Consider the following 24,073-nt stretch of genomic DNA (forward strand, 5'->3'; position numbering starts at 1 on the left):
CGGCTCAAATGAGTGATGCATTGATTTCGCATCATGCAGAGCTGAATCCACAATCGGGGGCGTCGCGCGAACCGCGCGCCCTCGACGTGGTGACACCTGATGCAGATGGCAATATCAATTGTGATGTGGTGATTATCGGCTCGGGCATGGGTGGTTCGACCTTTGCCCATGCGCTGCGAGATAGCGGGCTGGACGTTGTGATCGTCGAGCGCGGTGATTTTCTGCCACGAGAAATACAGAACTGGAGCACCGAATCCGTCTTCGGGCAAGGCCGTTATCGCAATGCCGAGCAATGGCTGGACGAGTCAAACCAACCCTTTTCGCCCGGCGTATTTTATTACGTCGGCGGAAACACCAAATTCTATGGCGCGATGCTGCCGCGGTTTCGCGAAGAAGACTTTGCCGAAATCCAGCACGCCGAAGGCGTCTCTCCGGCCTGGCCGATCAGCTATGCGGATCTGGAACCCTGGTACGCCGAGGCGGAAAAACTCTACCGGGTACATGGCCAGGCAGGCGTCGATCCCAGCGAACCCTGGCGCTCAGGCCCCTACCCACAACCGGCGCTCAAACATGACCCTGCCCTGGCTTCCCTGGAGCAGAGCATGCGCCGGTCCGGGCTCAAGCCTTTCGTGATGCCTGCGGCCGTGGACTATGGCAATGGCGGTGGCTGCGTACTGTGCTCAACGTGCGACGGTTACCCTTGCCTGCTGGACGCCAAGGCTGACGCCGAGGTTTGCGCATTAAGGCCCGCCTTGCGCAGTGCAACCGTCAGGCTGTTGACCCGCACCACGATCCAGCAACTGAAAACTGCTGCAGACGGGCGGACAGTCACTCAAGCCCACGGCCTGATCGATGGTCGCGCAGTGACGCTGCGTGCCAAGCGCTTCGTGCTGGCCTGCGGGGCGGTAAACAGCGCCGCGCTGTTGCTCAAGTCGGCAAACGAACAGCACCCCGAAGGCCTGGGCAACAGTTCAGGGCAAGTGGGTCGCAACTACATGGTGCACAACAGCACGTTCATGCTGGCGATCGACCCTCGACGCAAAAACAAGGTGATCTTCCAGAAGACCCTGGCCATCAACGACTGGTACAGCGCCAGTGCGCACAACTCGTTTCCCTTGGGTAACGTGCAGATGCTGGGAAAAATCCGCGAACCCATGATCACCTCCATGCGTCCGTGGCTGCCGAAGTTCGCCTCGCGCTACATCACCGATCACAGCGTCGACCTGTACCTGACATCGGAGGACCTGCCAACCCGGGAAAACCGGGTCACGTATGACGCGCAACGCGGTGCGATCAAGGTCCATTGGAAACCCAATAACCTGAAAGCCCATGAAGGCCTGGTGACCAGGACCAGCCAGGTCATGCGGGCGGCAGGCTACCCGCTGATCCTCAAAGCACGCATGGGCATTGCCACCAACTCGCATCAATGCGGTACGGCGGTCATGGGTAAGGACCCGGTGTCGAGCGTGCTGGACCTCAATTGCAAGATGCATGACCTGGACAATGTCTGGGTGGTCGACAGTTCTTTCTTTCCGTCATCGGCCGCGGTCAATCCGGCACTCACCATCGCCGCCAACGCCCTGCGGGTCGCGGCGAACTTCAAGCAACTGGTGCAATGAATGGCATGACATGAAGCCGAAGGCTGCGGTCGCGCTGGGTCACCGCAGCCTTGTTCATCGATTGGCGTTAAACGTCCTGCACCTTGAGCGTCGAACTGCGCACGATCAATTTGGTGGCGAATATCTTCTGTTCAGGTTCCAGCGGAGTATCGGCCGGTGCATTCAACTGCTCGGTCAAAAGCCTTGCCGCGTAGACACCTTTCTCGACGATGGGTTGGCCAATGGTGGTCAGGCCCAGTTGCACCGCCTCGGGAATATCGTCGAAGCCAATCACCGAAAGGGTTTGTGGAACCTCGCGATTGAGCGCATGGGCGGTTTTCATGCAAGCGATCGCCATGACGTCCGAACAGGCCACCACCGCCGTGACGTCGCTGGATGTCAGCAAGGTAAAGGCAGCGGTTTGCCCGGACGTCGAGTCAAGCCCGCCGGCCTCTATGATGCTCAAATCCTCGAATGCCAGGCCGGCTGCCCTTGCCTCTTCCACGTAGCCGGTCAGCCGCTCCCTGACGATACGCTCACTTGCACTCTTGAAACGGTGCCGGTCGATGGGGCCGCGGTATCCGTCCGGGTTAAGACGGTCAATGATGACCCCTATCTTGCGATGCCCCAGATCCAGCAAGTGACGCATCTGCGCACGTGCGGCACCCCGGTCATCAATCCCGACAAAAAAAGAACCTTCCACCAACGGCGAATCGATCACCACAAACGGAATGTTCTGTTTCACCACGGCCAGCACGGCCGGGTGGTCATCGGGCAAGGTCGAGATAATCAAGCCATCGACCAACCCGCGCAGCGCAAGGCTGCCGTGATTCGCTGCCTGTGTCCGGCCGACAAAACGGTTGTTGTTGAGCGGGAACAACGTCAGCGCGACGTTCTCCAGTTCCCCTACCTCGCTGATCCCTCGCAGCAGGGCAACAGTGCAAGGGTCGGCGAACGCCAGGGACAACTTGTCCATCATCATCAACCCGATCGCCCCGATCTTGCCTGATCGAAGGCTACGCCCAAGCACATTGGGTCCCGGGTAACCCAGTGACGCCGCTACGGCAAGGATATGCTCACGCTGGGCCTCGGACAGTTTGGATGGGCGATTGTAAGCGTAAGACACCGCGGGCTGGGACACCCCCGCCGCCAGTGCTACATCTTTCATTGAAACGGATGCCATCGCTTGCTTCCCAACCTTTTTGAAACCTCGTGAGAGGTCAGTGAAAAAAAACGCCATGCACTCAGTGTAACCGTTGAGGTGAAACCTTCGGAACCAGTCGAGTGGCACTGAAAATGATCGCGATCATCAACGCGGCAACAGCGAGCAACGCCAAGGGCAGGCTGCTTGCATGGGCGACGAAGCCAATGGCTGCCGGCCCCATCAAAATGCCGAGGTAGCCCAGACTGGTCGCGGCGGCAATGGCCAGTTCACCAGGCATCGTCTTTTGGGCACCTGCCAGCGACAGGTAAACCGGAGCGATGTTGGCCAGACCTGTGCCAATCACCGCAAACCCCACCAGGTTCAACAGCCAGTCATTCGCCAACACCACCATCGCGAACCCCAACATGACCACGAGCCCGCCGCCAATGAGCACCACCCGTGGCCCCAGTTTCAGCAGTATCCGGTCACCATTCAATCGGCCCAGCGCCATCATCACCGCAAACACTGCGTAACCCAGCCCGGCCAGGGAATGCTGGACGCCTCGCTCGTCAGCCAGGAACACCGCGCTCCAGTCGAGAATCGCGCCCTCCGCAAGGAAGGCGAACAGACAAAGCATACCCAGCAGTAAAACCTTTCGGGTAGGCCTGACAAATATCGGGCTGCCTTCGTCACCGCTGCGCCCCAGCAACTGTCGGCCATGCGTCAGGACGAAGGCAACCAGGGTCGCCATGACCGCACTGCTTGCCATCAACGGCGTGGCGCCCAGCCACAACAAGGCGGTGATACCGGCAGCACTGACAATCGCGCCGAGGCTGAACAGCCCATGGAAGCCGGACATCAGTGAGCGTCCCGTCGCGCGTTCCACCATCACGCCCTGAACGTTCATCGTTACGTCGACCGACCCGCACCCTGCCCCGAAAACGGTCAGGGCGAACATCAAACCGGCGAAGGAGTGAGTCGTCGCCAACAAGGGCAAGGTCAGCAACACCAGCGCAATACCCACGTGCATCGTAAAGCGACAACCCTTGCGCGCATTGAGAATACCCGCCAGCGGCATCATCACCAGCGAACCCAAGCCAAGGCACAGCAACAGCAGCCCCAGGGCCGCGTCGTCGATCCCCGCTCGCGTGCGGGCATAAGGTACCAACGGAGCCCAGGCGCCCATGCATAACCCCGACAACAGGAACGTCGATCGATAGGCCAGCATATGAGGTGTAGCGCACGGCAGTAGCAATTCCTGAGATGACACGGAAACCCCTGTGCTTGGATCAATTCGAGTTATACGTATAACTCATAATAACCCGTTCGGCCACAGGATCCGTTCAAAACCAACAGCCTCGTCACACATAACTACATGCTATACGTCGCCTGAATTGAGAATAGCCACGAAAAAGTTGACATCGATCTTGTCACCAATGTTATTTTTGAACGGAGTTATACGTATAACTCTTGCCTTACTCAGCTTTCGCATGAACACCCAACAAAAACAACAGGGACAATGCAGCGTGATGAATAACGTTCAAAAAACACCGATCCCCTATCGCATCCGCAAGGCGCGTATCGCGACGCTCCTCGGATTCATGATGATCGGCGCCATGATGTACATCTGGTCGACCGGGGTGAGTGTCTTCAGGACGCAACTGGGCTTTACCGGTGAACTGGGTGATGCGAACTTCGGCCTGATCGCACTCGGGGTCGGCGTCGGCTCGGCGACGGGAGCGCTGCTGGTAGGCCGCCTGCTGGACACCTTCGGTGCTAAACCGGTAATCACCGTGTGCGCCCTCGCCTACCCCCTGTCCATTATCCCGCTGGGTTTCGTCAGCGGTTTCTGGTTTGCAATGTGTTTTGGCGTTGTGCTGGGCTTGCTGCGTGGCGCCTTGGATACCGCGTTGAATGCCCATGGCGTTCAAGTGGAGCGGTTTTACCAGCGCTCGATCATGTCCGGCTTCCATGCGTTCTATTCGCTGGGTGGCTTTCTGCTCGGGATGGCGTGCAGTTGGCTGACGGGTTTCTACACCGACAGCGTAAAAGTGCCATTTACCGTGCTGGGCATCGCCATGCTGATTGTCGGCTGTATTTTCAGCCGGTGGCTGCTGGGCAAGCATGACGTTCCAGACGCATCATCCGACGACTGGCAAACAGACGCTCAGTCCGCTGATGAAATCGGCAAGGGTCCATCGACCAGAACGCTACTGGTGATGATTGCACTCGGCGCTCTGCTGCTGGGCAGCATGATGGGTGAAAACGCGATTGCCGACTGGGGCCAGGAGTACATTCGCCGCGAGTTCTCAACATCGACTTCCACCGCGGGCATGGCGGTGTCGATATTCGTCGGTGCGGCTTTCATCGGGCGCCTGTTCGGCGACCGTCTGGCGGCGACCTTTGGTAACGCTCAAGTGGTTTTCGCATGCGGGACGGTCTGTGTCCTCGGCATGACCCTCACCATCGTCGGCGGCACGGCTGTTACCGGCATCCTCGGCTTCGCACTGTTCGGCCTCGGCCTGTCCTGCATCGCGCCACTGATGATTTCCGCCGCCGGACGCCGGGACCCGCAACATGCAGGCCGCAATATTGGCATCGTCAATTGCATCGGCTTCTCGGGCATGCTCGTGGGACCCGCCGCCATCACCGTGATCGTCAGCCATTTCGGTCTGGATTCGCTGATGTTTTTCCCGTTGATCATGCTGGGCCTGCTAGCCACATTTGGCCCACTGCTGATGAGAGCGCCAAAAATCGACAAGCGCGTAAAACAGTCCGTCGTCAACAACACCAGCGCCTAGATCATCGGCGAACTGCTCGCGATACGCAGTGCCAGGCCTTCATAGGCATCGAGGGTGATGGTGAATTCGCCCTCGACCCGTTCGTTGATGGATCAATCTCGTCAGCGTTTGCGAGTCGATGCGTGGCTGGGGGTATGGGAGGTACTGTTAATGCACATGGCCCAAGAACTCGCGCAAAAAATGTAGTGCATAGGTATAGGGGGTATGCCTATCATGCGCAAAGCATAGGTAGGGGGGGTATCCATCCAATGGGCCATATCTCAGCAAACAAAGACGATCTTCTCAAGCGTGTAAAACGCATCGCCGGACAAATCCAGGCCGTTGAACGCGCATTGGAGTCGGATCTCGATTGCGCCAGGACACTGCACCTTGTGGCCGCCACTCGCGGCGCCATCAACGGCTTGATGGAAGAAATCATCGAGGAACACGCGCGTGAACATGTCGCGAACCCTGCGTTGAGCGAAGCAGAGCGCAACAAGGGCGTCGAAGAGTTGCTTGAAGCCATTCGCCGTTACTCCAAGTGAACGCATCCAGGTAGACATCATGAGCAGCCCCCCCATCAACTACAGGCACGACCACGTGTTCCTTGGCCCGGCGCACGACGAAAATGCCAGGCGCACGCTTTGGGTTGTGGCATTGACCCTTGTGATGATGGTTGGCGAGATCACCGCCGGGTACATCACGGGCTCGATGGCGCTACTGGCCGATGGTTTTCACATGGCAACCCATGCCGGTGCATTGGGCATCGCGGCGGCCGCTTACGGATACGCAAAGCGCCATGCCTACAGCCAGCGCTACAGTTTCGGTACCGGAAAGGTTGGAGACCTGGGCGGGTTCGCCTCGGCGCTGATCCTCGGCATGGTCGCCCTGGGCATTGGCGTTGAGTCTGTCATGCGCCTCTTGCAGCCAACAGAGGTTCAGTTCGGCACCGCGACGCTCATCGCGATTGCCGGCTTGATCGTCAACGTCATCAGTGCCCTGCTGCTGGGCTACGATCACAGTCATGGGCACGATCATGAGGATCACGGCCATGCCCATCCCCATGCCCATCACGGTAACGACAACAACCTGAAATCAGCCTACGTCCACGTCATTGCAGACGCGCTGACTTCGGTGCTGGCCATTGCTGCTTTGCTCGCTGGCCGGTATCTGGGCTGGGTATGGCTGGACCCGGTGATCGGCATCGTCGGCGCCATCGTCATCGCGCGTTGGGCCTGGACCTTGATGGGGGTCACCGCTGGTGTGCTGCTCGATCAGACCGATGCGCACGTTGCCGAGGAAATACGCGAACTAGTCGAGAAACCGGGGGATGCCACCATCACGGACTTGCACGTGTGGCGAGTCGGGCCGCAAGCTCATGCGGCCATCGTCAGCGTCCTTGGCGAAGCCACGGCGAGCGCCGACAGCATTCGTGAACGTCTTAAACCTGTGCACGAAGTCAGCCACCTGACGGTCGAGTTTCGACCGGCCTGATCCCGCACCTCCCCACTCTTGTCTCCAAAGGAACCCCTGATGCCACCAGGCAAACGTGAACTGGCGCGGATCGAACGCCGGTTGATCACCACGCTCACCGATGCGTGCGAAACAGCAAAAGGTGAAATCAAAGGCTTTACCTGGCTCACCCACACCGCTGACCTGAATGCATTGGCTGAAACCCTGAAGGTCATCTGGGTGTTCGAAACCCTGGCTGACAGGAAACTCGCCCAGGTTGACGCGAAGGCGCGCATCCTTGAGTTGACGGCCATCGCGCTGCGTGAGGCCAATATCGACCTGACCCCTTCAGACCGCAATGTCCGCTTCGACTCTGAGCAAGAGTGCCAACGTACTCACGGTGGCGACTGGAAAAGTCGCCTGGCTCAATCACGGGTGGCCAAAGGTGACTGACAATGGCTAGGAAATCGAAAACCCCTGCATTGCCGTTTGCCAGCTCAGTGGTGATCTGTGTGTCAGTTGCGGGCGAAGCAAGGAAGACATCAGAAAGTGGAAACGCATGAAGCGGCCTGAAAAAATGGCCGCTGTGCAACGGGCGAACGTGCGCTTGAAAGGGCTCAGGAAAGCACAGGGTTAATCACTTCCTCACCATTCAACAGTCGATGCAAGTGGTAACCAGACGCACACTTCGAATCCGTCCCGTCGACCTGTTGCAGGTGAGATCAATTTCATTCTCGCGTTGACCCCCAGCACAATGGTTTTGGCAATCGCCAACCCCAGCCCTGACCCGCTGATTTCACTGTTTCCCCGCACAAAGCGCTCGGTGAGCCTCTGCAACACAGGCTCAGGCACCGGCGGGCCACCATTGACCACCCGCAGCAGCGCCTGGTCCGTGAGGCTGACTTCGACCGGTTGATCCGCGGTGCCATACTTGAGCGCATTCTCGATCAGGTTGCGCAACAGGATTGCAAAAGCGTCCGGATCAATCGTCGAGTACAGGCTCGTCTGGGTTGGCAGGTGCAACTCGATTCGGTGCCCACCGCTGTGGTTCCATTCATCAACCACATGCGCCAACAACGGAATGAGATCCTGGGGCCTTTCGGACAACAGCCCACCCCCCTCGGCCTTGGCCAGTTGCATGAGTTTTTCCGAGAGCCGCGTGAGTTCGCGCAACGCGTTTTCAATTTTAGCTGCGCGTAACCGCAACGGGCCTTCGGGCGCTTCGTGACGCAAACGCTGGATCTGCGCCAGGGTCGCGGCCAGTGGTGTGCGCAGTTCATGGGCGCTGTTGGCGGTAAAGCTGCGCTCGGTCTCCAAGGCCTTGCGCAAACGCTCCAGCAGGTGGTTGACCGCTTCGGCCAACGGATTGATTTCGGCCGGCAGGCGGGCCACCTGGATCGGCGACAGATCCCCCACGCCCCGAGCCTCCACTGCACGACGATAGGCCAATACACTGCGCAGGCTGATGCGCACAAACATCCAGGTGCCAAACAGGCTGATGGGAATCAACGCCAATAACGGCAACAACAAGGCAAGCAACGCTTCGCGTGCCGCTTCACGGCGATGCTCAAGCGGTTCGGCAATTTCGATAAACACCGTTTGACGCAGCGCGCTGGCGGCGTACAGGCGGTATTTTTTAGTGGTTGAAAAGCCTTCGGCCGGTTGTTGGTTGAAGATCTTCGGGTTGGCGTCGTGGGACTGCATCAGGATTTGGCCCTTGGCATCGCGCACCAGATACGTCAGGTATTCCTTGTGCATTTTCAGGGTGGCGACATGTTGTGCCTCACGGGGATTTTCCCGATTGCTGATTTCCAGCACCGCCAGGGGCAGGATGCGCTGCGCGGTCTCCTCCAGCGCACTGTCGAACGCCTCGTTCAATTCATGTTGCACCACCAGCCAGGCACCGACGGTTGCCGCCAGCCACAGTAAGGTCGTGCCCAAGGTCAATCCCAGGCCGAGACGTTTTTGCAGGCTTGACGACGGCTTCATGCGCACACCAACCGGTAGCCCATGCCCCGCACGGTTTCTATCAGGTCGCGCCCGAGTTTTTTACGCAGACGGCTGATATAGACCTCGATGGTATTGCTCTCGATTTCGGCGCCGAAGGCATATAGCCGCTCTTCCAGCTGCGACTTGGACAGCAGCGCGCTGGGGCGCTGCACAAATGCCTCGAACAGCGCCCACTCGCGCGCCGTGAGGTCCACCGTCGCCCCAGCCCGCTGCACTGTGCGTGCACTCATGTCGACCTGCAGATCACCGAGCTTGATCTGTGGATTGGGATTGCCGCTGTAACGCCGGGCCACCGCCGCCACACGGGCCGAGAGCTCAAACAGGTCGAACGGTTTGACCAGGTAGTCGTCGGCACCGGCGTTGAGGCCAGCGATACGATCGGAAATCTGATCCTGGGCAGTCAGGATAATCACCGGGGTCACGTCCCCTGCCGAGCGTTGCTGACGCAAAAAATCCAGCCCGCGACCGTCCGGGAGCATCAGATCCAGCAGGATCAGGTCGTAACGCGTGGTGCGTACGCTGTTGCGCGCATGGTCCAGGCGCTGCACCCAATCGACCGCGTGACCGTCATCGGCGATCTGCTCGCGCACCGCCTCCCCCAATCCCGGTGCGTCCTCGACCAATAAAACCCGCATCTGGCCCCTCCTGTGATGGTTGTCGTGCAGCACCTTAATCGCCTTACCTGACGTGAATCTGAAGATTCAGCTGGTTGTCAGGAATGCACCTTAGGGTATGCCTCAGACGCCGACCTCGACGGGAGACAGATCATGAAATCAGTTTTTATTGCCATTGCCACGCTGTTGAGCCTGCTGCTCAGCGGTTACGCCCTGGCCGATGACGACTGCAGCGACCCGGTGAGCGACTGGCAACCGCGCGAAACCTTGCGTCAGCAGGTAGAGCGACAGTATGGCTGGAGCGTGCAGCGCATCAAGGTCGACGACGGTTGTTACGAGCTCAAGGGGTTGGACCGCAAAGGCAATGGCATCGAAGCCAGCTATTCACCGGCATCACTGCGCCTGCACACACTCGAGATCCATTTCCGGGACGACGGCGATGCCAGGGATTACCTCGGCAGCCCGCTCACCGAATGACACCCCGCCTGTCGATGAGTTTTTCCTGCGCTTCAGGTTGCTGTCAGCAAGCAAGTCCAGGCTCTCGACCTAACGATCAAAAGGACACCGCCATGAAAAAGATCATCACAGCAACTTGCCTCGCAGTGGCCATTGCCCTGCCGGGAGTGGCCCAGGCCCGTGAGGTGACCTTGACCACACAGCTCAAGGACTACGGCGGCAATGATGCCTATCTGGCGATCTACGTCACCGACGCCAATGGCCAATACCAGAAAACCCTCTGGGTGGCCGGCAAGAAGGCCAAATATTACAAACACCTGGGCGACTGGGTTCGTGGCAGCGGGATGAACCCGAGAGAGTTTGACGGCGTCAGCGGCGCCAGTGTCGGCAGTGGGCGCACGCTCAAAGTCAGCGTCGAACTGGCAGACACCCTGATTGATGCCGGGTATCAGATCCGTATCGACAGCGCCGTCGAGGACAAACGTGACGCCCGCGCCGATGTCAGCGTGCCCCTGACGTCCAAGGGCGCAGGCAAGCCGGCAACCGGCAGTACCTACGTCGACTCCTTTACTTACGATCTGTAGCACCCGCCAATTCTGGAGGCTGAACATGCTTCGTCAGTTCCATTCCCTGCCTGGCCTGATCGCCGCCCTGTTGGTCATGCTGTTGGCCATCAGCGGCGCGATCCTGTCTGTCGACCCGGCCCTGGAACGCCTGCACAGCACGCCCTCGCCTGCCGGACAACTCAACGTCGGCCAACTGGCCGGGCGCGTAGCCAACCACTTTCCGGGCGTGGAGCAGATCCAGCGCACGGCGTCCGGCACGCTGATCGTTTACTACAACCAGAACGGCCAGGCCGGGGCGGAAAAGGTCGACCCACTGACCGGCGAAGGCCTCGTACCTTACGCGCCATCCGCGTTCTCACGTTGGGTGAAAGACCTGCACCGCTCGCTGTTCCTTGGCACGCCGGGCCATGGCGTGTCAGGTGTCGGTGCGCTGTTCATGCTGATGCTGTCGGTGTCCGGTGCGCTATTGCTGGCCCGGCGCCTGGGCGGCTGGCGCAACCTGCTGCAGCCACTGCGGGGCACCTTCAGTCAGCGCTGGCATGCCGAAGTCGGGCGACTGGCACTGCTCGGGCTGCTGCTGTCGGCATTGAGCGGGCTCTACATGTCCGCCACCACTTTTGGTTTTATCGCCGACGGCAGTCAAAGTGAACCGGCCTTCCCCGCCCATGTCAGCGCCGGCCCGGCCTTGCCGGTGGCGAACCTGCAAGCCTTGCAAGCCACCGACCTGAATGACTTGCGCGAACTGGTCTTCCCGAGTCCCGACAACCCGAGGGACGTGTTTTCCCTGCGCACGGCCCAAGGCGACGGCTACGTGGATCAGGCCAGCGGCGCCTTGCTGTCCTATCAAACCCACGACTCGATGCACAACCTCTACCAATTGATCTATCAGCTGCACACCGGCGAAGGTCTGTGGTGGCTGGGCCTGCCGCTCGGGCTCTGCGCCCTCTGCGTACCCTTGATGAGCGTGACCGGCATTCTGTTGTGGTGGCGACGCCGCAAGTCTGGCCCGAACATCCGCCATAACAGCCCGGCCCACTGCGCCGACAGCGTGATTCTGGTGGGCAGCGAAAACAACAGCACCTGGGGTTTTGCCAAAACCCTGCACGACGCCTTGCACCAGAGTGGCCACCAGGTGCACAGCGCGGCGATGAATGAATGGAGCGGCGATTACCGCAATGCCCAACGGGTGTTCATCCTCACCGCGACCCACGGTGACGGCGATGCACCGGCCTCGGCTTCGCAGTTCCTGACGCGGCTGGCCAAAAGCGGCCTCAAGCCTGGCCTGCCCTATGCGGTGCTGGGCATGGGCGACCGCCAGTTCGCGCAGTTCTGCCAGTATGCCCATCAGGTGCAGGACGCGATGTTGCAGGCCGGTGGCTCGCCCTTGCTGGGGCTGGAAACCGTCAACCGCCAGTCACCTCAGGAGTTTGCGCGCTGGGGCCACGCGCTCGGCGAAGTGTTGGGTCAGGATCTGGTGCTGGTTCACACCCCGCAGCCGCCGCGCAAGCATCAATTGCAGCTGACAGAGCGGATTGCCTATGGCGAACAGGTGAATGCGCCGACCCACGTACTGCGCTTCAAAGCCTGCGGCGAGCTACCGGGCTTTCTGGTCGGTGACCTGGTCGGAATTCTGCCCCCGGGCAGCCCGATCCCGCGTTTCTACTCGCTGGCCAGCGGTTCCCAGGACGGTGTGCTGGAGATCTGTGTGCGTAAACACAACGGTGGCATGTGCTCGGAATTCCTTCATGGCCTGACCATCGGCGCGCATATCGAAGCTTTCATCCAGCCCAACCCGCAATTTCGGCCGGCATCGGGCACGCACCCGGTAATCCTGATCGGTGCCGGCACCGGCATCGGTCCTCTGGCCGGGTTTATTCGCAACAACAAGGCCCGACACCCAATGCACCTGTATTGGGGCGGGCGTAACCCGGCCTCGGACTTTCTCTATGAACCGGAGCTCAACCAATACTTGTCGGACCGACGCCTGACGGCACTGCGCGCCGCCTTCTCTCAGGTTCAGGACCGTTGCTACGTGCAAGACCGACTGGTCGGCGATGCCCTGGCCTTGCGCCGGTTGATTGAAAAAGGTGCCCAGGTGCTGGTTTGTGGCAGTCGCGAAATGGCCAAGGGCGTGATGCAGGCCCTCGATGAAGTGTTGGCGCCTCTGAACCTGAGTGTGCTGACCCTCAAGACACAAGGACGCTACCGTGAAGACGTCTACTGAGTTGCAACGCTACAGCCTGAACGGCGAAACCATGGGCACCCGCTACACCGCCCTGTTTTATGCCGAAGCCGGGATCGATACCGACGAAATTGGCCATCGCCTGGCGCGTGCCGTAACCCGGGTGGACCAGCAAATGTCCACCTGGAAACCCGACTCGGACCTCAACCGCCTCAACGCCGCCCCCGAGCAGGAATGGGTGCCCGTGCCCAAGGAACTGGCCACGGTACTGTCAGCAGCACTGCGCGTCAGTCAGCAATCCGGCGGCGCCTTCGACATTGCTGTCGGCGACCTGGTTAACGCCTGGGGGTTCGGCCCCGGGGAGCAAAGGGGCACGGAGCAGGCGATCGGCTCGATTGCGCCGCGTCCCCGACTGTCAGCCAGCGCCGCGTTGGTGGTTGAGCCCCAACGCAATCAGGTGCGCAAGCGCGCGCCGTTGAACCTTGATTTGAGTGGCATCGCCAAAGGTTTTGGCGTGGATGAACTGGCCCGCTGCCTGGACGGTTTGGGCATCGACCGTTACCTGGTCGGCATCGATGGCGAGATGCGCGCCCGGGGCGTCAAACCTGACGGCCAGTGCTGGGCCGTGGCCCTGGAAAAGCCCAACCGGGGCGTGCGTGAAGTCATGGGCGTGATGGAGCTTGGCGATGCCGCAATCGCCACCTCCGGGGACTATCGACACTGGATTGATGTGGCCGGTCAGTCCTATGCTCATACCATGAACCCGGCCACCGGCACGCCGCTGTGCAACTCGCTCGCCGCCGTCACCGTGGTGGCAGCCTCGTGCATGCTTGCCGATGCCTGGGCCACGGCGTTGATGGTGCTGGGCGAAACCGAGGGCCCACGTCTGGCTCAAGAACGCGGGATGGACGCGCTGTTCGTGCTGCGCCAAGGTACACAGTTCAAAGAAATATCCATTGTCGGCGGCCGGTTGCAGGCGCAGATTGAAACCCGCTGACGCCGTTTGCCGGCCCGCGTCCGATGTGAACCGCCTAATGACAGTGAGTCCCGTTAAACAATGAAATTCATGCACAGGCACACCGAGGCACACCGAAGCGATCGTATCGGCTGGCTGCGCGCCGCCGTCCTTGGGGCCAACGACGGGATTGTCTCTACCGCCAGCCTGCTGATCGGCGTCGCGGCCGCCAACGCCAGCCATGCCACGTTGCTGGTTACCGGTATGGCAGGGCTGATGGCCGGTGCCATGTCCATGGCCGCTGGCGAATACATTTCCGTGCACTCCCAGGCCGATACCGAGCGGGCCGATCTGTCCCGGGAACGGGCAGAACTGGCGAGCGACCCGAAAGCCGAGCACATCGAGCTTGCCAACATCTACATGCATCGCGGCGTATCACCCGAACTGGCGCATCAAGTGGCCGATCAATTGATGGCCCATGACGCACTGGGCTCTCATGCCCGGGACGAGTTGGGCATCAGCGCCACCCTCACCGCCAAACCCTTGCAGGCCGCCCTGGCCTCCGCCGCCAGTTTCGTGGTGGGCGCCGCGTTGCCCCTGGCCGTGACTTTTTTCGCCCCGGCGCACAGCGTCGGGCCCTGGATATCGGCCATGTCATTAGTGTTTCTCGGGACATTGGGCGCCATTGCCGCCAAGGCTGGCGGGGCCAACGTCATGACCGGCGCCTGGCGGGTAACATTCTGGGGGGCCCTGGCCATGGGGATTACTGCACTGGTGGGGCACGTGTTTGGCGCAGTGGTCTAGCGGGCGACTGCGTTGACCTCAGAGTTTGATTGCGCGCTTTGATCAGGCGCGCAGGTTCAAGGTTTTCTTTTGCAGTGCGACTCGGGCGCACCGTATCCCCACGTGATTGTCGTCTCGGCCTGATGCTCCCAAAGGGTCTCATTGCGCCCAAGGTATTTAATGCCACTGCCGCCTGGCTGCTGGTACATCAGCGATACGCTATCGCCACGCTCGGCGATCAATGTCGGCGGATCGGTGTTGAAGAACATGGCCGTGACCTCGTTAGCCGGGTTGCCGTCGCACTCGTAGTAAACCGGCCCTGTGCCCGCTACCAGTCGGTACCGTGCCTGCAACTCGGCGATGCGGCGCTGGTATTCCATGCGTACGCAGGCACCCGCGTCATCGCTCTTCCAGCAGTCATCGCGCCCCTTGATCCATCCACGTTGCTCTGCTTTCAGCGTGGGAGGATGCTCGTTGCCGGCCTTGATACGCGCACTGGCATAAACCTGCGACAGCTGGCGATCGAGCGCGGACAAGTCCTTGTCCTCACAGATCATCGCCTCGATACCGTCGGGCTCCACCTTGGCGCAATCGTAAGAAGGGCCAGGCGTCCCATTGACCGTCAGGGGTTTTCCGGCGTCGCTCCCGGTCGCCTGCATCGCCTTGGTCTGCTGATCAATGTACGTGCACCACTTTTCGGAGTTTCGTTCAGGGACGTTTGCCCCACCGCGAACCCCGGCTTTGAATTCGATCACCGATTTCCATTCGTCGGAGCCAATATCAGGCCCGTGCCCTTGCGCATCGGCAGTTTGCAGTCTCTTTTCGATCGCTTGGTACCAGGCGTCAGAGCATAGGGTTTGCGCCTGGGCAATTCCTGTAGCGCCGACAAAAAGCAAGGCAAGATACTGGGTCATGTGCAGTCCTTTTTGATCCGGGCCGTCGTCAAACAACGGCATAAGCCGACATCCGTCGGGTCGACCACTACGGGCTTGTTATAATCAGCGAGGACGAACAGAAACCGGACAGCATGCCGACACTTGAATACCTGACCGCCAGCGCTGGAATGAAGCACTCAATGAAGCCTCCAGGGTTATAAAAGGACTTATCGCAGAATGTGGCCATATCTTGCTCCGACCCTTCTGGCGTGTCTCCTCCAATTGCTGGCAGCGAGTGCCAACGCCGCACAGCAGGCGCATGAAACGCTGACAATCATGGTAGAAGATGCCGCCGCACCCTGGTCAAACCGCGACGGTACAGGGTACGCCAACGACGTGGTCCTCGCCGCCTTCAAAGAGATGGCCATGGAGGCCAGGTTAAAAGTAGTGCCCTATTCACGCTGCAAGTACATGGTGCTCAACGGCCAGGTCGCCGCGTGCTTCAACATGAGCTGGCAACCCGAATTCCAGGGCAAGATCAAACTGGCGACGCGACCGATATTCAACGTCAGTAACGATGTTTTTGAATCCATCAAGACCCCCTTGCCGAAGCCCCCGGACGGTCAATGTAATTTGCCGCCCGGCACCGTCGTCGGCATCACCAGAGATTACGAATACTCAGCCCAGGTCATGGCACTCCAGGCTTCAGGGGTCGTGTTCGAGAATTCCCTCTCAGACTTGACGAGCCTCCAGAAACTCGCTGCTCGGCGCTTTCAGGCAGCCGTGATCATGAGCAACGACCTCGAGGTCCGAAACCGAAAGGCTCAGCAGTCAGGGACAGAAGATACCGTGCGCTTCGCCTTCAATTGCGGACTGGTGAACTCGACGATAGGTTTTAGCCTGTCCCATCCAGACGGATTGCGAGCACTGGAAAAGTATGACGAAGGCTATCGACGCATCGAGGCCAACGGTGTGCTCAAGAAGCTTCACCAGCGCTGGTTTCCTGAGCAGTGAATCGCCCAGGGTTTCACTGTAGGAGCCAGCCTGCTGGCGATGGATTCAAGTACGCCGCGTTCATCCAGTTCACCCGCGTTATCGTTAACGACCATCGCTGGCAAGCCAGCTCAAGTGACCGCGTCCTGTAGGAGCCAGCCTGCTGGCGATGGATTCAAGTACGCCGCGTTCATCCAGTTCACCCGCGTTATCGTTAACGACCATCGCTGGCAAGCCAGCTCCTACAAGTGACCGCGTCCTGTAGGAGCCAGCTTGCTGGCGATGGACTCCAGTGCGCCGCGTTTATCCAGTTCAAACGCGTTATCGTTAACGACCATCACTGCGATGCGGCGACCCGACAAGCCAGCTACAAAGGACCGCGTTTACCCGGTTCAAACGCGTTATCGTTAACGACCATCGCGGGCAAGCCAGCGCCTACAAGTGACCTCCAGGCCTGACCACTACAAACCTTCATTGAAACGGAACGAAGCGCCATAAGCCGACGCCGGCAAATGGTTTGAACCGTCACCCCGTAACCGCGAGCGGAAGGTACCGCTTTGCGGTTGGGTGCGGTAGAGCCCGCGTTTCTGCAATTCAGGGATCACCAGTTCTACGAAATCCTCAAGACTGCCCGGGCTGATCAGCGGGTTAATCATGTAACCGCTGGTACCGGATATCCTTGCGTGTTCCTCAATGCGCTCGGCCACCTGGTGAGGGGTGCCCACAAGAATAAGATCACTGCCTCGGGTGACGTTGGCAAAACGCTGTTTGACGTCGCCTGCCGTCAACGGTTTGCCACTGCCATCGGGATGCATCACATAGGAGGTCATGCCCTCGGTGTAGGTGGAAAGCGCCTCACTGTCGGCATAGCGGCCGATATCAATGCCGGTGTCGCCCGCGTAACTGACCAGTTGCGCCTGCAAGTGATAGTTGCTTTGCAGTTCGTCGTACTTGCGCTGAGCCTCAATCTCGGTTTTCGCGGTGACGATTCGCAGCACTGTCAGGGACTTCACATCCTCACGCTGACGGCCACGTGCCTGGGCCTTGGCCCAGATTTCCTCCAGCCCCAGGCGAATTTCCTGCGGGTTGGACTTGGCAATGAAGATCAATTCGGCGTGCTTGGCGGCGAACTCACGACCGCGCCCCGACCAGCCCGCCTGAATCAACAAAGGCGTGCGTTGTGGCGATGGGGACGTCAAATGCGGCCCGGCCACCCGGTAATGCTCACCCTCATGATTGATCGGCCGCACGCGCTCGCCCCGAGCGTAGAGCTGGCGCGCCTTGTCCGCGACCACGGCGTCGTCGGCCCAACTGCCCTCCCAGAGTTTGTAGACCACATCAAGAAACTCTTCGGCACGTTCATAGCGGTCATCGTGCTTGATCATCTGCTCCAGGCCGAAGTTTCGGGCGGCGCTGGACAGGTATGAGGTGACGATGTTCCAGCCGACCCGGCCGTTGGTGAGGTGATCCAGCGTGCTGAAGCGACGGGCATGGGTGAAGGGATGTTCGTAGCTGGTGGTCACGGTAACGCCAAAGGCCAGGTTTTCCGTAACGGCGGCCAATGCCGGAATGATCATCAGCGGATCGTTCGCCGGGGCTTCCACGGCCCACTTCATCGCCGCATCGGCGTTGCCACCAAATACATCGTAGAAGCCCAGCACATCACCAAAAAACAGCATGTCGAGGTGAGCCTGATCGGCAATGCGCGCCAGGTTCGACCAATACCCCAGAGAATTGATCGCCAGTCGTTCGTCAGCGGGATGGGTCCAAAGGCTTGGCGCGCCGCCACAGCCCACACTGGCTTGCTCATAGAGCGCAAACAAAAGAGGTTTTGGATCAGACATCGTGGTTCCTATAGATAAAGTCATTAAACGCGGCGGTTCACCGCTGATTCTTGAAACCTTTGCCGTAGTGGCGCTCAAGGCGGTGCTGTATCAATTCCAGCCCGATGGACAGCAACCAATAGATGACCGCTGCGGTGGTGAGCATTTCGATGTAGCGATAGGAAGAGCGGCCATAGGACTGCGCCAGAAACATGACCTCCCACACCCCCATCACCGAAATCAGCGATGAGTCCTTGAGCATTGAAATGAACTGGCTGGTTGTCGGCGGAATGATCGTGCGCATGGCTTGCGGCAAGATGATGTGCACAAAGGTCGCCCTTGGCCCAAGACCCAGCGCCTTCGCCGCTTCGCGCTGCCCGGGTGCGACAGCCAGGATGCCGGCGCGAAAGATCTCGCTCAGATAGGCCCCATAGTTAAGCGAAAGCGCAATGATCCCCGCGCTGATTGCCCCGGGTACAACGCCCAACTGCGGCAAGCCCAGATAGATCAGCAGGATCTGGATCAGCAGCGGTGTACCGCGAAAAAAAGACGCGTAGAAACTGGCGATACCGAATGCCACCGCGCTGCGTGACAGTCGCGCCAGCGCCGTCACAAAGCCAAGGAACAATGAAAGCCAGATCGAACAGAAACACAGGAACAACGTGAGCGCGGCGCCTTGCAGGAAACCGTTTGGCCCAAGGTGCAGGCCGACCAGATTGGGCCATTTCTCCAGGATGATCGAAAACTTCAAATCGAAGCTCATGAAGAACAGGACGCACAATCCAGACAACGCCGCCCACGTCAAATACAGGCGAGTGCGAAATCCAAACAATTGGCTAAGGCGGCGCGTCTCGATTGCAGGGGCGGCAGTCGCCTTGGCCGGGTGTGGGTTGAGGGCTGTCATTGGCTGATGTCGGCACCGATCCACTTCTGCGAAATCTTGCTCAGCGTACCGTCAGTCTTGAGTTGAGTAATGACCTCGGTGACTTTGGCATTCCATTGCGGATCGCCCTTTTCAATGGCCACGACGTTCGGTTCGGCATACAACGTTTCGCCGGCTATTTTGAAGCGCGGATCCTGGGCAATCCGCTCGCGAGCGGTGATGAGGTTGGTGACCATGGCATCCAGACGCACGCCTGTGCCCAGCGCCAAGTCCTGGAAGGCCACTGTTTCATTGTCATAAGGGGCCACTTGGACGTTATCGAACGGATAGTTCAACGGCTTGTCCTCGGCGCCCTCAATCACCAGATCCTTGTTCAAATAGGCTTCGTAAGTCGACGCGCTGATCACACCGACTTTTTTGCCGGACAAGTCTTTGCCCGCCGTGATGTCCTTGTCCTTGGCGTTCACCACGATGACGGCCGGCGACTGGTAATACTCGACCGGAAAATCAAACACCTCGGCCCGTGCCTTGCTCGGGGTCATCGAGCAGACGCAGATGTCATAGCGCCCACTCCAGCGGCCGGCGGCAATCACATCCCAGGACGGTGTTTCCAGTTTGAGTTTGACCCCGAGGCGTTGCGCAACAGCCTTGGCAACATCCACGTCAAACCCGTCGAGTTGGTTCTGCTCATTGAGAAACGAGAACGGCGGATAACTTTCCATCAGGACGCCGGTCAGCTCGCCTTTTTGTGTCACGCGATCCAGGGTCGCACCCGCGAAAGCCGTTGAGCAGGTAGCGAGCAACGCCAGGCCAAAGGGTAGAAGCGCCATAGTTTTCAAAGACAAATGCTCCAATCAATTCAAAAAATCTTGAATAGATTAAAACGCACTATAAAACACATTTGTACTTTATTTATGGAATAAGCAACTCGCTTCAGGCTATATCTGGGAGCCCACAGAATTCGGAAAAAATCGTACGCTCAGGCTTTTTGATCTGGAGTAGGTCTGCCAGGTTGGGGGTTGGGGAGCTATGGAACCAAAAACCAACGTAAGCCATGTGCGAGCCGGTGGCTCGTTGTCGCTGGGGTTGTCCGGTGCTGCCGTCAGCGCAGGGGTTGTCGCAGGTGGCATTGCGGGTACCGTCGCCATGCTCTGGCCCAATACTTTTGCGCCTGACGCCGCGTTTTACAGCACCGAAGAATTCGCCAATCTGGTGGTGGCCAATATCGGTGTACGGGTCAACGTCAAACACCTGCCCGATCCAGAAGCCGCGTTTTTGATCGCCTGCTTAGGTGTAGCGGCTCTCGTTTCAATGCTACGGGGTCTTGCTATCTGCAAATGACAGAGGCCGGTTCAGGCCTCTGTCCTGCCAGGCTATCGGTCTTCACGGGTGTGCCACAGGCGCAGCAGGTAGATAGTCGAATCCAGTATCTCGTAACGCATCTCGTATTGGCCGATTTGAATTCGGCGCACATCCCTTGGTTCGAACTCCTCCAAGCGTTCGCCAATGCGCGGGTTGGTCAGCAGCGTGGTAGGTGCGGCTGTGAGTTGCTGCACTGTTCGAGCGGCGGCTGGCTGATTCACCGAGGCCAGAAACTCGTACAGTCGGGTAATGTCGGAAAGCGCCTTGCGTGTCCACTTCAATTCCATCAGCGCGGCACCGGCAACGGAGTGTCGGCGCTGAGGCTATCAGCCCAGGCTTGGACTGCTTGGTGGTCAATAACGCGACCAGCGTCAACATCGGCCAAGGCCTCACGGGTCAGACGACTACGCTCTTCTTCCTGCTCTATCCAAGCGGACAGAGCCTGTTTGACGATCCAGTTTTTGGAGCGTTCCAGACGCTCGGCCATCAAATCGACCTTTTGGGCCAGTTGCTCAGGGACGTGAGCCGTGACAGATCGAGTTTTCGCGGTGGTTGCCATGATGAGGGTTACTCCTGATCGTTACTTCTTGAATTTGATGTCGCCGGATCCTGCAACGGAATGATCGCGGATCGGGGGACTACCACGGTTCACGATGTCTCCAGAACCCGCCACGCGGGCCTTCTCGCCCTTGACCAAAATTTTGCACACAGGGCGAATCGGTCTCTCTTCCTTCTCGTAGTTGACTGCGCGTTCCCACGCGGAATCGCGATGGGTAGCATTCTGGAGAGTTAATGGGCTGGAATGGTTCATCGGCCGATCCTTGACAGATTTACTCTGCACTAATTTTGGTCAGTTCGATTTAATGCTAATCATAGTGAATAATTATACATCATCAAGTTGTACCGTCAGGTTGGGTTATACCCTAACCTGATGTCAGGCTGCATGCAGGCTTGAACAAGGGAGAGGCTCGCAATACCTTGGCCAGGGCGGTGTTCTTCAACCGTCTCGGTGAAATCAGGGATCGGAGCTTCGAGCAGCAACACTACCGGGCCACCGGCCTCAACCTGGTGACCGCCGCCATTGTGCTGCGGAACACGGTCTACCTGGAGCGGGCAACCCAAGGGCTGACTGACGCTGGAAAGCCGGTGAACACCGACCTGTTTCAATACCTGTCGCCGTTGGGTTGGGAACACGTCAACCTGACCGGCGATTACATCTGGCGGCAGAGCCGCAAGCTGGAAGACGGTACATTCAGGCCGCTACGGCAGGTCGGAAAACCTTAGCGTACGATTTTCTCCGAGTTTTGTAGGCTCCCCATATCGAATCAATGGCCAGAGCGTTCACGGGACAGGTCTATATTATGTTATACTGTAACTACGAATAATCTGTCGGTGGCTACTGGCAGAGCTATCCACCCTCCCTGCCTGCGACTTTCGATGACAAACTTCAATCAGATTCCGCCCGCCACGAGCGTAAGCCAGCGCCTGCTATCCATCGATGCCCTCAGGGGATTGGTGATCCTATTGATGCTGCTGGATCACGTGCGCGAGACGTTCTTGCTACACCGCCAGGTAGCCGACCCGATGGTCATCGACACCACCGAACCGGCGCTGTTTTTCAGCCGAACCCTCGCCCATCTGTGTGCGCCGGTGTTCGTTCTTCTTACAGGACTGTCCGCCTATCTGTACGGCGAAAAGCACCAGGGCAAGAAAGCTGTGTCGATGTTCCTGTTCAAGCGTGGTCTGTTCCTGGTTCTGCTGGAGTTCACCCTGGTGAATTTCGCCTGGACATTCCAGTTGCCGCCCAATGTGATCTACCTGCAGGTGATCTGGGCGATTGGCCTGAGCATGACGGCCCTCGCTGCACTGGTCTGGCTCCCTCGGCCGTTCCTGTGTGTGCTGGGTCTGGTCATCGTCGCCGGGCACAACCTGCTCGATTCTCTGCACTTCCCGGTCGGATCAGCGATGCACCTGCCCTGGGCAATCTTGCATGATCGCGGCTGGATCGAATTCTCCGACAGCTTGCGCCTGCGCACTTCCTACCCCCTGCTGCCGTGGATCGGTGTCATCGCCCTGGGTTACTGCATCGGCCCCTGGTTCACACGCTCAACCTCGGCCACCGTGCGTCAGCGTTATCTTTTGCTGGCCGGGGCCAGCGCAGTGACCGGTTTCATCGCACTGCGCCTGGTTAACGGTTATGGCGAGGCACATTGGGTGCTCTATGAAAGCACCACACAAACCCTCATGAGTTTCTTCAACATCACAAAGTACCCACCGTCCCTGCTGTTCCTCTCGCTGACGCTAGGGGTGGGCCTGTTGCTGCTGCCTGGCTTGGAGCGGGCTCAGCAACGCAAGTGGATCAGCACTCTGGCGGTATTTGGCGCGGCGCCGATGTTCTTCTACCTGCTCCATCTTTACGCGCTGAAAATGCTGTATCTGACCCATGTGGCGTTGTTCGGTTTGAATCAGGGCAACTACTTCGGTTTCGCGAGCATCTGGGCGGTGTGGCTGATGGCCGCGCTCTTGGCTACAACGCTGTTTCTACCTGTACGCTGGTTTGCCGCATTGAAGGCTCGTCGTCGTGATATTGGCTGGCTCAAATACTTCTGATCAGGGCACAGGTTTTTCGCGGGCGGCTGGTAATAGCGCGTAGACAAGGACGCGCTGTCAGGCCGCCCGCTCCAGTGCATCCAGCAAGCCCGCGTACTCCAGTGAGAGCCGGTGGCGCGGGGCCAGATGCACGATGGGGACAGACACTTCGTGAGACTCGCGCATCTTGACGGAACTGCTGAGATAAACCGGCAGCACTGGCAAGCCTTCGGCCAGCAGTTCATTGACGACATTCTGGTGAAAACCGGTGTGCCCGGTGAACTGGTTCACCACCACCCCTTCCACTTCAAGTGACTCATTGTGATCGAGTCGCAGTTCTTCGACTTGAGCGATGACCCGGTACATTGCCTGGCGAGAAAAGCTGTCGCAATCGAATGGAATCAGCAACCTGTCCGCCGCCACCAAAGCGCTGAAGGTGTAGAAGTTCAGCGAAGGCGGCGTATCGATATAGATGCGCTCATAATCCTCGGACAGTTCAACCAGCAATTTGCGCAGCTTGTTGATCTTGAACTTGCTCTCGAGTCTTGCCTGCAGGTCTGCCAGATCGGGACTCGCGGTCACCAGGTGGAGGTTGTTGTAATGGGTCTCGGTGATGGATACCCGATGGCGCCTGCCTTCGAAGCCGCCGGACAACGTCTGCTTGAAGAAATCGGCTATGCCGGCAGGAATATGCTCGTTGCTCAGCCCCGTGAGGTAGTGAGTCGAGTTTGCCTGGGGATCGAGATCAACCAGCAGCGTTCGGTACCCTTCGGCAGCACTCACAGCCGCAAGATTGCAGGCGATGCTGGATTTTCCAACGCCGCCTTTTTGATTGAATACGACACGACGCATGTGGCTTGCTCATCCATGAAAAGGCCAAAGGCCATCTGTAGTAAATGTAAGCGGTCATGTCAATTCTATGACTGCAATATTACAGTTTCACGACAGGGGTTGCCTGAAGGCGCGGACTAGAGCATTCCACACCCATTCACGACTTGAATCGTACTG

General features: G+C 58.9%; 26 protein-coding genes and 1 pseudogene. 15 read left to right on the forward strand and 12 right to left on the reverse strand.

Annotated features, from left to right (window positions below; translation table 11 throughout):
- Window positions 1–8: 8 nt before the first annotated feature.
- Window positions 9–1,619 carry an FAD-dependent oxidoreductase gene (locus tag KW841_RS04335; protein ID WP_218473870.1) on the forward strand — a complete coding sequence of 537 codons (1,611 nt, stop codon included), beginning with the start codon at window positions 9–11 and terminating at the stop codon, window positions 1,617–1,619.
- Between the two features lie 67 nt (window positions 1,620–1,686).
- Here the strand turns inward: KW841_RS04335 and KW841_RS04340 are convergent, their stop codons facing one another.
- Together KW841_RS04340 and KW841_RS04345 are read right to left on the reverse strand one after the other, a co-directional pair.
- Window positions 1,687–2,781, reverse strand: coding sequence for a LacI family DNA-binding transcriptional regulator (locus KW841_RS04340; RefSeq protein ID WP_218474557.1), 1,095 nt, complete (start codon window positions 2,779–2,781; stop codon window positions 1,687–1,689).
- Between the two features lie 61 nt (window positions 2,782–2,842).
- Window positions 2,843–3,970 (reverse strand): MFS transporter, encoded by a 1,128-nt coding sequence (locus tag KW841_RS04345; protein ID WP_218474560.1) that lies wholly within the window; start codon window positions 3,968–3,970, stop codon window positions 2,843–2,845.
- Between the two features lie 301 nt (window positions 3,971–4,271).
- Here KW841_RS04345 and KW841_RS04350 point away from each other — a divergent pair, with 301 nt between their 5' ends.
- The 5 genes from KW841_RS04350 to KW841_RS04370 all read left to right on the forward strand — a co-directional run bounded on the left by KW841_RS04350 (window position 4,272) and on the right by KW841_RS04370 (window position 7,611).
- Entirely contained in the window at window positions 4,272–5,543 is a 1,272-nt protein-coding gene (locus KW841_RS04350; RefSeq protein ID WP_218474562.1) for an MFS transporter, read from the forward strand.
- Window positions 5,544–5,791: 248 nt separating this feature from the next.
- Window positions 5,792–6,067 (forward strand): metal/formaldehyde-sensitive transcriptional repressor, encoded by a 276-nt coding sequence (locus KW841_RS04355; RefSeq protein WP_218473872.1) that lies wholly within the window; start codon window positions 5,792–5,794, stop codon window positions 6,065–6,067.
- Window positions 6,068–6,086: 19 nt separating this feature from the next.
- Window positions 6,087–7,016, forward strand: a complete 930-nt coding sequence (gene dmeF, locus KW841_RS04360) for a CDF family Co(II)/Ni(II) efflux transporter DmeF (RefSeq protein WP_218473874.1) — start codon at window positions 6,087–6,089, stop codon at window positions 7,014–7,016.
- A gap of 39 nt (window positions 7,017–7,055) precedes the next feature.
- Window positions 7,056–7,427, forward strand: a complete 372-nt coding sequence (locus KW841_RS04365) for a hypothetical protein (protein WP_218473876.1) — start codon at window positions 7,056–7,058, stop codon at window positions 7,425–7,427.
- A 13-nt stretch (window positions 7,428–7,440) separates the two neighbouring features.
- Window positions 7,441–7,611, forward strand: a complete 171-nt coding sequence (locus tag KW841_RS04370) for a DUF1289 domain-containing protein (RefSeq protein WP_218474564.1) — start codon at window positions 7,441–7,443, stop codon at window positions 7,609–7,611.
- 8 nt (window positions 7,612–7,619) lie between these two features.
- Here KW841_RS04370 and KW841_RS04375 read toward each other — a convergent pair whose 3' ends face one another.
- Both KW841_RS04375 and KW841_RS04380 read right to left on the reverse strand, forming a co-directional pair.
- Entirely contained in the window at window positions 7,620–8,963 is a 1,344-nt protein-coding gene (locus tag KW841_RS04375; protein WP_007974815.1) for a HAMP domain-containing sensor histidine kinase, read from the reverse strand.
- Window positions 8,960–9,619 carry a response regulator transcription factor gene (locus tag KW841_RS04380; protein ID WP_218473879.1) on the reverse strand — a complete coding sequence of 220 codons (660 nt, stop codon included), beginning with the start codon at window positions 9,617–9,619 and terminating at the stop codon, window positions 8,960–8,962. The genes KW841_RS04375 and KW841_RS04380 overlap by 4 nt, the downstream gene beginning before the upstream one ends.
- A 132-nt stretch (window positions 9,620–9,751) precedes the next feature.
- On the opposite strand from KW841_RS04380, the gene KW841_RS04385 reads away from it, so the two are divergent.
- From KW841_RS04385 to KW841_RS04405, 5 genes are all read left to right on the forward strand, one after another.
- Complete coding sequence (locus KW841_RS04385) at window positions 9,752–10,075, forward strand: PepSY domain-containing protein (RefSeq protein WP_218473881.1); 324 nt, start codon at window positions 9,752–9,754, stop codon at window positions 10,073–10,075.
- 92 nt (window positions 10,076–10,167) lie between these two features.
- Window positions 10,168–10,638, forward strand: coding sequence for a DUF2271 domain-containing protein (locus KW841_RS04390; protein WP_218473883.1), 471 nt, complete (start codon window positions 10,168–10,170; stop codon window positions 10,636–10,638).
- A 25-nt stretch (window positions 10,639–10,663) separates the two neighbouring features.
- A complete protein-coding gene (locus tag KW841_RS04395; protein ID WP_218473885.1) occupies window positions 10,664–12,844 on the forward strand; it encodes a PepSY domain-containing protein in 2,181 nt (726 codons plus the stop codon).
- On the forward strand, window positions 12,828–13,799 hold the full coding sequence (locus KW841_RS04400; RefSeq protein ID WP_371319488.1) for an FAD:protein FMN transferase: 972 nt from the start codon (window positions 12,828–12,830) through the stop codon (window positions 13,797–13,799). Before KW841_RS04395 ends, KW841_RS04400 begins: the two co-directional genes overlap by 17 nt.
- Window positions 13,800–13,859: 60 nt before the next feature.
- The gene (locus KW841_RS04405) at window positions 13,860–14,561 is read left to right on the forward strand and encodes a VIT family protein (RefSeq protein ID WP_007974824.1); all 702 of its coding nucleotides are present in this window, start codon (window positions 13,860–13,862) and stop codon (window positions 14,559–14,561) included.
- Between the two features lie 56 nt (window positions 14,562–14,617).
- Here KW841_RS04405 and KW841_RS04410 read toward each other — a convergent pair whose 3' ends face one another.
- Entirely contained in the window at window positions 14,618–15,496 is an 879-nt protein-coding gene (locus tag KW841_RS04410) for an MliC family protein (protein ID WP_256357705.1), read from the reverse strand.
- A 156-nt stretch (window positions 15,497–15,652) separates the two neighbouring features.
- Between KW841_RS04410 and KW841_RS04415 the strand changes: the two genes are divergently transcribed.
- Complete coding sequence (locus tag KW841_RS04415; RefSeq protein ID WP_218473887.1) at window positions 15,653–16,429, forward strand: ABC transporter substrate-binding protein; 777 nt, start codon at window positions 15,653–15,655, stop codon at window positions 16,427–16,429.
- A 440-nt stretch (window positions 16,430–16,869) separates the two neighbouring features.
- On the opposite strand, the gene KW841_RS04420 is transcribed toward KW841_RS04415, so the two are convergent.
- The 3 genes from KW841_RS04420 to KW841_RS04430 are packed head-to-tail and all read right to left on the reverse strand — an operon-like array spanning window position 16,870 to window position 19,944.
- The gene (locus tag KW841_RS04420; RefSeq protein ID WP_218473889.1) at window positions 16,870–18,252 is read right to left on the reverse strand and encodes an LLM class flavin-dependent oxidoreductase; all 1,383 of its coding nucleotides are present in this window, start codon (window positions 18,250–18,252) and stop codon (window positions 16,870–16,872) included.
- Between the two features lie 37 nt (window positions 18,253–18,289).
- Window positions 18,290–19,135, reverse strand: a complete 846-nt coding sequence (locus tag KW841_RS04425) for an amino acid ABC transporter permease (protein WP_218473891.1) — start codon at window positions 19,133–19,135, stop codon at window positions 18,290–18,292.
- Window positions 19,132–19,944, reverse strand: coding sequence for an ABC transporter substrate-binding protein (locus KW841_RS04430; RefSeq protein ID WP_116579466.1), 813 nt, complete (start codon window positions 19,942–19,944; stop codon window positions 19,132–19,134). The genes KW841_RS04425 and KW841_RS04430 overlap by 4 nt, the downstream gene beginning before the upstream one ends.
- Before the next feature lie 199 nt (window positions 19,945–20,143).
- On the opposite strand from KW841_RS04430, the gene KW841_RS04435 reads away from it, so the two are divergent.
- On the forward strand, window positions 20,144–20,455 hold the full coding sequence (locus tag KW841_RS04435) for a hypothetical protein (protein ID WP_218473893.1): 312 nt from the start codon (window positions 20,144–20,146) through the stop codon (window positions 20,453–20,455).
- 32 nt (window positions 20,456–20,487) lie between these two features.
- On the opposite strand, the gene KW841_RS04440 is transcribed toward KW841_RS04435, so the two are convergent.
- From KW841_RS04440 to KW841_RS29575, 3 genes are read right to left on the reverse strand one after another with little or no spacing between them, the layout of a single operon-like run.
- Entirely contained in the window at window positions 20,488–20,763 is a 276-nt protein-coding gene (locus KW841_RS04440) for a type II toxin-antitoxin system RelE/ParE family toxin (protein ID WP_218473894.1), read from the reverse strand.
- Window positions 20,763–21,035 carry a CopG family ribbon-helix-helix protein gene (locus tag KW841_RS04445; RefSeq protein ID WP_218473896.1) on the reverse strand — a complete coding sequence of 91 codons (273 nt, stop codon included), beginning with the start codon at window positions 21,033–21,035 and terminating at the stop codon, window positions 20,763–20,765. The genes KW841_RS04440 and KW841_RS04445 overlap by 1 nt, the downstream gene beginning before the upstream one ends.
- Before the next feature lie 21 nt (window positions 21,036–21,056).
- Window positions 21,057–21,287: a hypothetical protein gene (locus tag KW841_RS29575; protein WP_256357706.1), complete on the reverse strand. Its 231-nt coding sequence runs from the start codon at window positions 21,285–21,287 to the stop codon at window positions 21,057–21,059.
- A gap of 125 nt (window positions 21,288–21,412) precedes the next feature.
- Between KW841_RS29575 and KW841_RS04460 the strand changes: the two are divergent.
- Window positions 21,413–21,760: pseudogene (locus KW841_RS04460) on the forward strand (Tn3 family transposase); the annotation flags it as partial.
- 153 nt (window positions 21,761–21,913) lie between these two features.
- Window positions 21,914–23,086, forward strand: coding sequence for a DUF1624 domain-containing protein (locus KW841_RS04465; protein ID WP_218473898.1), 1,173 nt, complete (start codon window positions 21,914–21,916; stop codon window positions 23,084–23,086).
- Between the two features lie 57 nt (window positions 23,087–23,143).
- Here the strand turns inward: KW841_RS04465 and KW841_RS04470 are convergent, their stop codons facing one another.
- The gene (locus KW841_RS04470) at window positions 23,144–23,917 is read right to left on the reverse strand and encodes a ParA family protein (protein WP_218473900.1); all 774 of its coding nucleotides are present in this window, start codon (window positions 23,915–23,917) and stop codon (window positions 23,144–23,146) included.
- Window positions 23,918–24,073 lie beyond the last annotated feature (156 nt).

Source organism: Pseudomonas sp. PDM28, from assembly GCF_019219115.1.
In the GTDB taxonomy this organism is placed as follows: domain Bacteria; phylum Pseudomonadota; class Gammaproteobacteria; order Pseudomonadales; family Pseudomonadaceae; genus Aquipseudomonas; species Aquipseudomonas laurylsulfatiphila.

Bases quoted from the DNA above. Each gene is read 5' to 3' on its own strand.
- KW841_RS04335 (WP_218473870.1), top strand. From the start codon at position 9: ATGAGTGATGCATTGATTTCGCATCATGCAGAGCTGAATCCACAATCG.
- KW841_RS04340 (WP_218474557.1), bottom strand. From the start codon at position 2,781: ATGGCATCCGTTTCAATGAAAGATGTAGCACTGGCGGCGGGGGTGTCC.
- KW841_RS04345 (WP_218474560.1), bottom strand. From the start codon at position 3,970: ATGCTGGCCTATCGATCGACGTTCCTGTTGTCGGGGTTATGCATGGGC.
- KW841_RS04350 (WP_218474562.1), top strand. From the start codon at position 4,272: ATGAATAACGTTCAAAAAACACCGATCCCCTATCGCATCCGCAAGGCG.
- KW841_RS04355 (WP_218473872.1), top strand. From the start codon at position 5,792: ATGGGCCATATCTCAGCAAACAAAGACGATCTTCTCAAGCGTGTAAAA.
- dmeF (WP_218473874.1), top strand. From the start codon at position 6,087: ATGAGCAGCCCCCCCATCAACTACAGGCACGACCACGTGTTCCTTGGC.
- KW841_RS04365 (WP_218473876.1), top strand. From the start codon at position 7,056: ATGCCACCAGGCAAACGTGAACTGGCGCGGATCGAACGCCGGTTGATC.
- KW841_RS04375 (WP_007974815.1), bottom strand. From the start codon at position 8,963: ATGAAGCCGTCGTCAAGCCTGCAAAAACGTCTCGGCCTGGGATTGACC.
- KW841_RS04380 (WP_218473879.1), bottom strand. From the start codon at position 9,619: ATGCGGGTTTTATTGGTCGAGGACGCACCGGGATTGGGGGAGGCGGTG.
- KW841_RS04385 (WP_218473881.1), top strand. From the start codon at position 9,752: ATGAAATCAGTTTTTATTGCCATTGCCACGCTGTTGAGCCTGCTGCTC.
- KW841_RS04390 (WP_218473883.1), top strand. From the start codon at position 10,168: ATGAAAAAGATCATCACAGCAACTTGCCTCGCAGTGGCCATTGCCCTG.
- KW841_RS04395 (WP_218473885.1), top strand. From the start codon at position 10,664: ATGCTTCGTCAGTTCCATTCCCTGCCTGGCCTGATCGCCGCCCTGTTG.
- KW841_RS04405 (WP_007974824.1), top strand. From the start codon at position 13,860: ATGAAATTCATGCACAGGCACACCGAGGCACACCGAAGCGATCGTATC.
- KW841_RS04410 (WP_256357705.1), bottom strand. From the start codon at position 15,496: ATGCCGTTGTTTGACGACGGCCCGGATCAAAAAGGACTGCACATGACC.
- KW841_RS04415 (WP_218473887.1), top strand. From the start codon at position 15,653: ATGTGGCCATATCTTGCTCCGACCCTTCTGGCGTGTCTCCTCCAATTG.
- KW841_RS04420 (WP_218473889.1), bottom strand. From the start codon at position 18,252: ATGTCTGATCCAAAACCTCTTTTGTTTGCGCTCTATGAGCAAGCCAGT.
- KW841_RS04425 (WP_218473891.1), bottom strand. From the start codon at position 19,135: ATGACAGCCCTCAACCCACACCCGGCCAAGGCGACTGCCGCCCCTGCA.
- KW841_RS04430 (WP_116579466.1), bottom strand. From the start codon at position 19,944: ATGGCGCTTCTACCCTTTGGCCTGGCGTTGCTCGCTACCTGCTCAACG.
- KW841_RS04435 (WP_218473893.1), top strand. From the start codon at position 20,144: ATGGAACCAAAAACCAACGTAAGCCATGTGCGAGCCGGTGGCTCGTTG.
- KW841_RS04440 (WP_218473894.1), bottom strand. From the start codon at position 20,763: ATGGAATTGAAGTGGACACGCAAGGCGCTTTCCGACATTACCCGACTG.
- KW841_RS04445 (WP_218473896.1), bottom strand. From the start codon at position 21,035: ATGGCAACCACCGCGAAAACTCGATCTGTCACGGCTCACGTCCCTGAG.
- KW841_RS29575 (WP_256357706.1), bottom strand. From the start codon at position 21,287: ATGAACCATTCCAGCCCATTAACTCTCCAGAATGCTACCCATCGCGAT.
- KW841_RS04465 (WP_218473898.1), top strand. From the start codon at position 21,914: ATGACAAACTTCAATCAGATTCCGCCCGCCACGAGCGTAAGCCAGCGC.
- KW841_RS04470 (WP_218473900.1), bottom strand. From the start codon at position 23,917: ATGCGTCGTGTCGTATTCAATCAAAAAGGCGGCGTTGGAAAATCCAGC.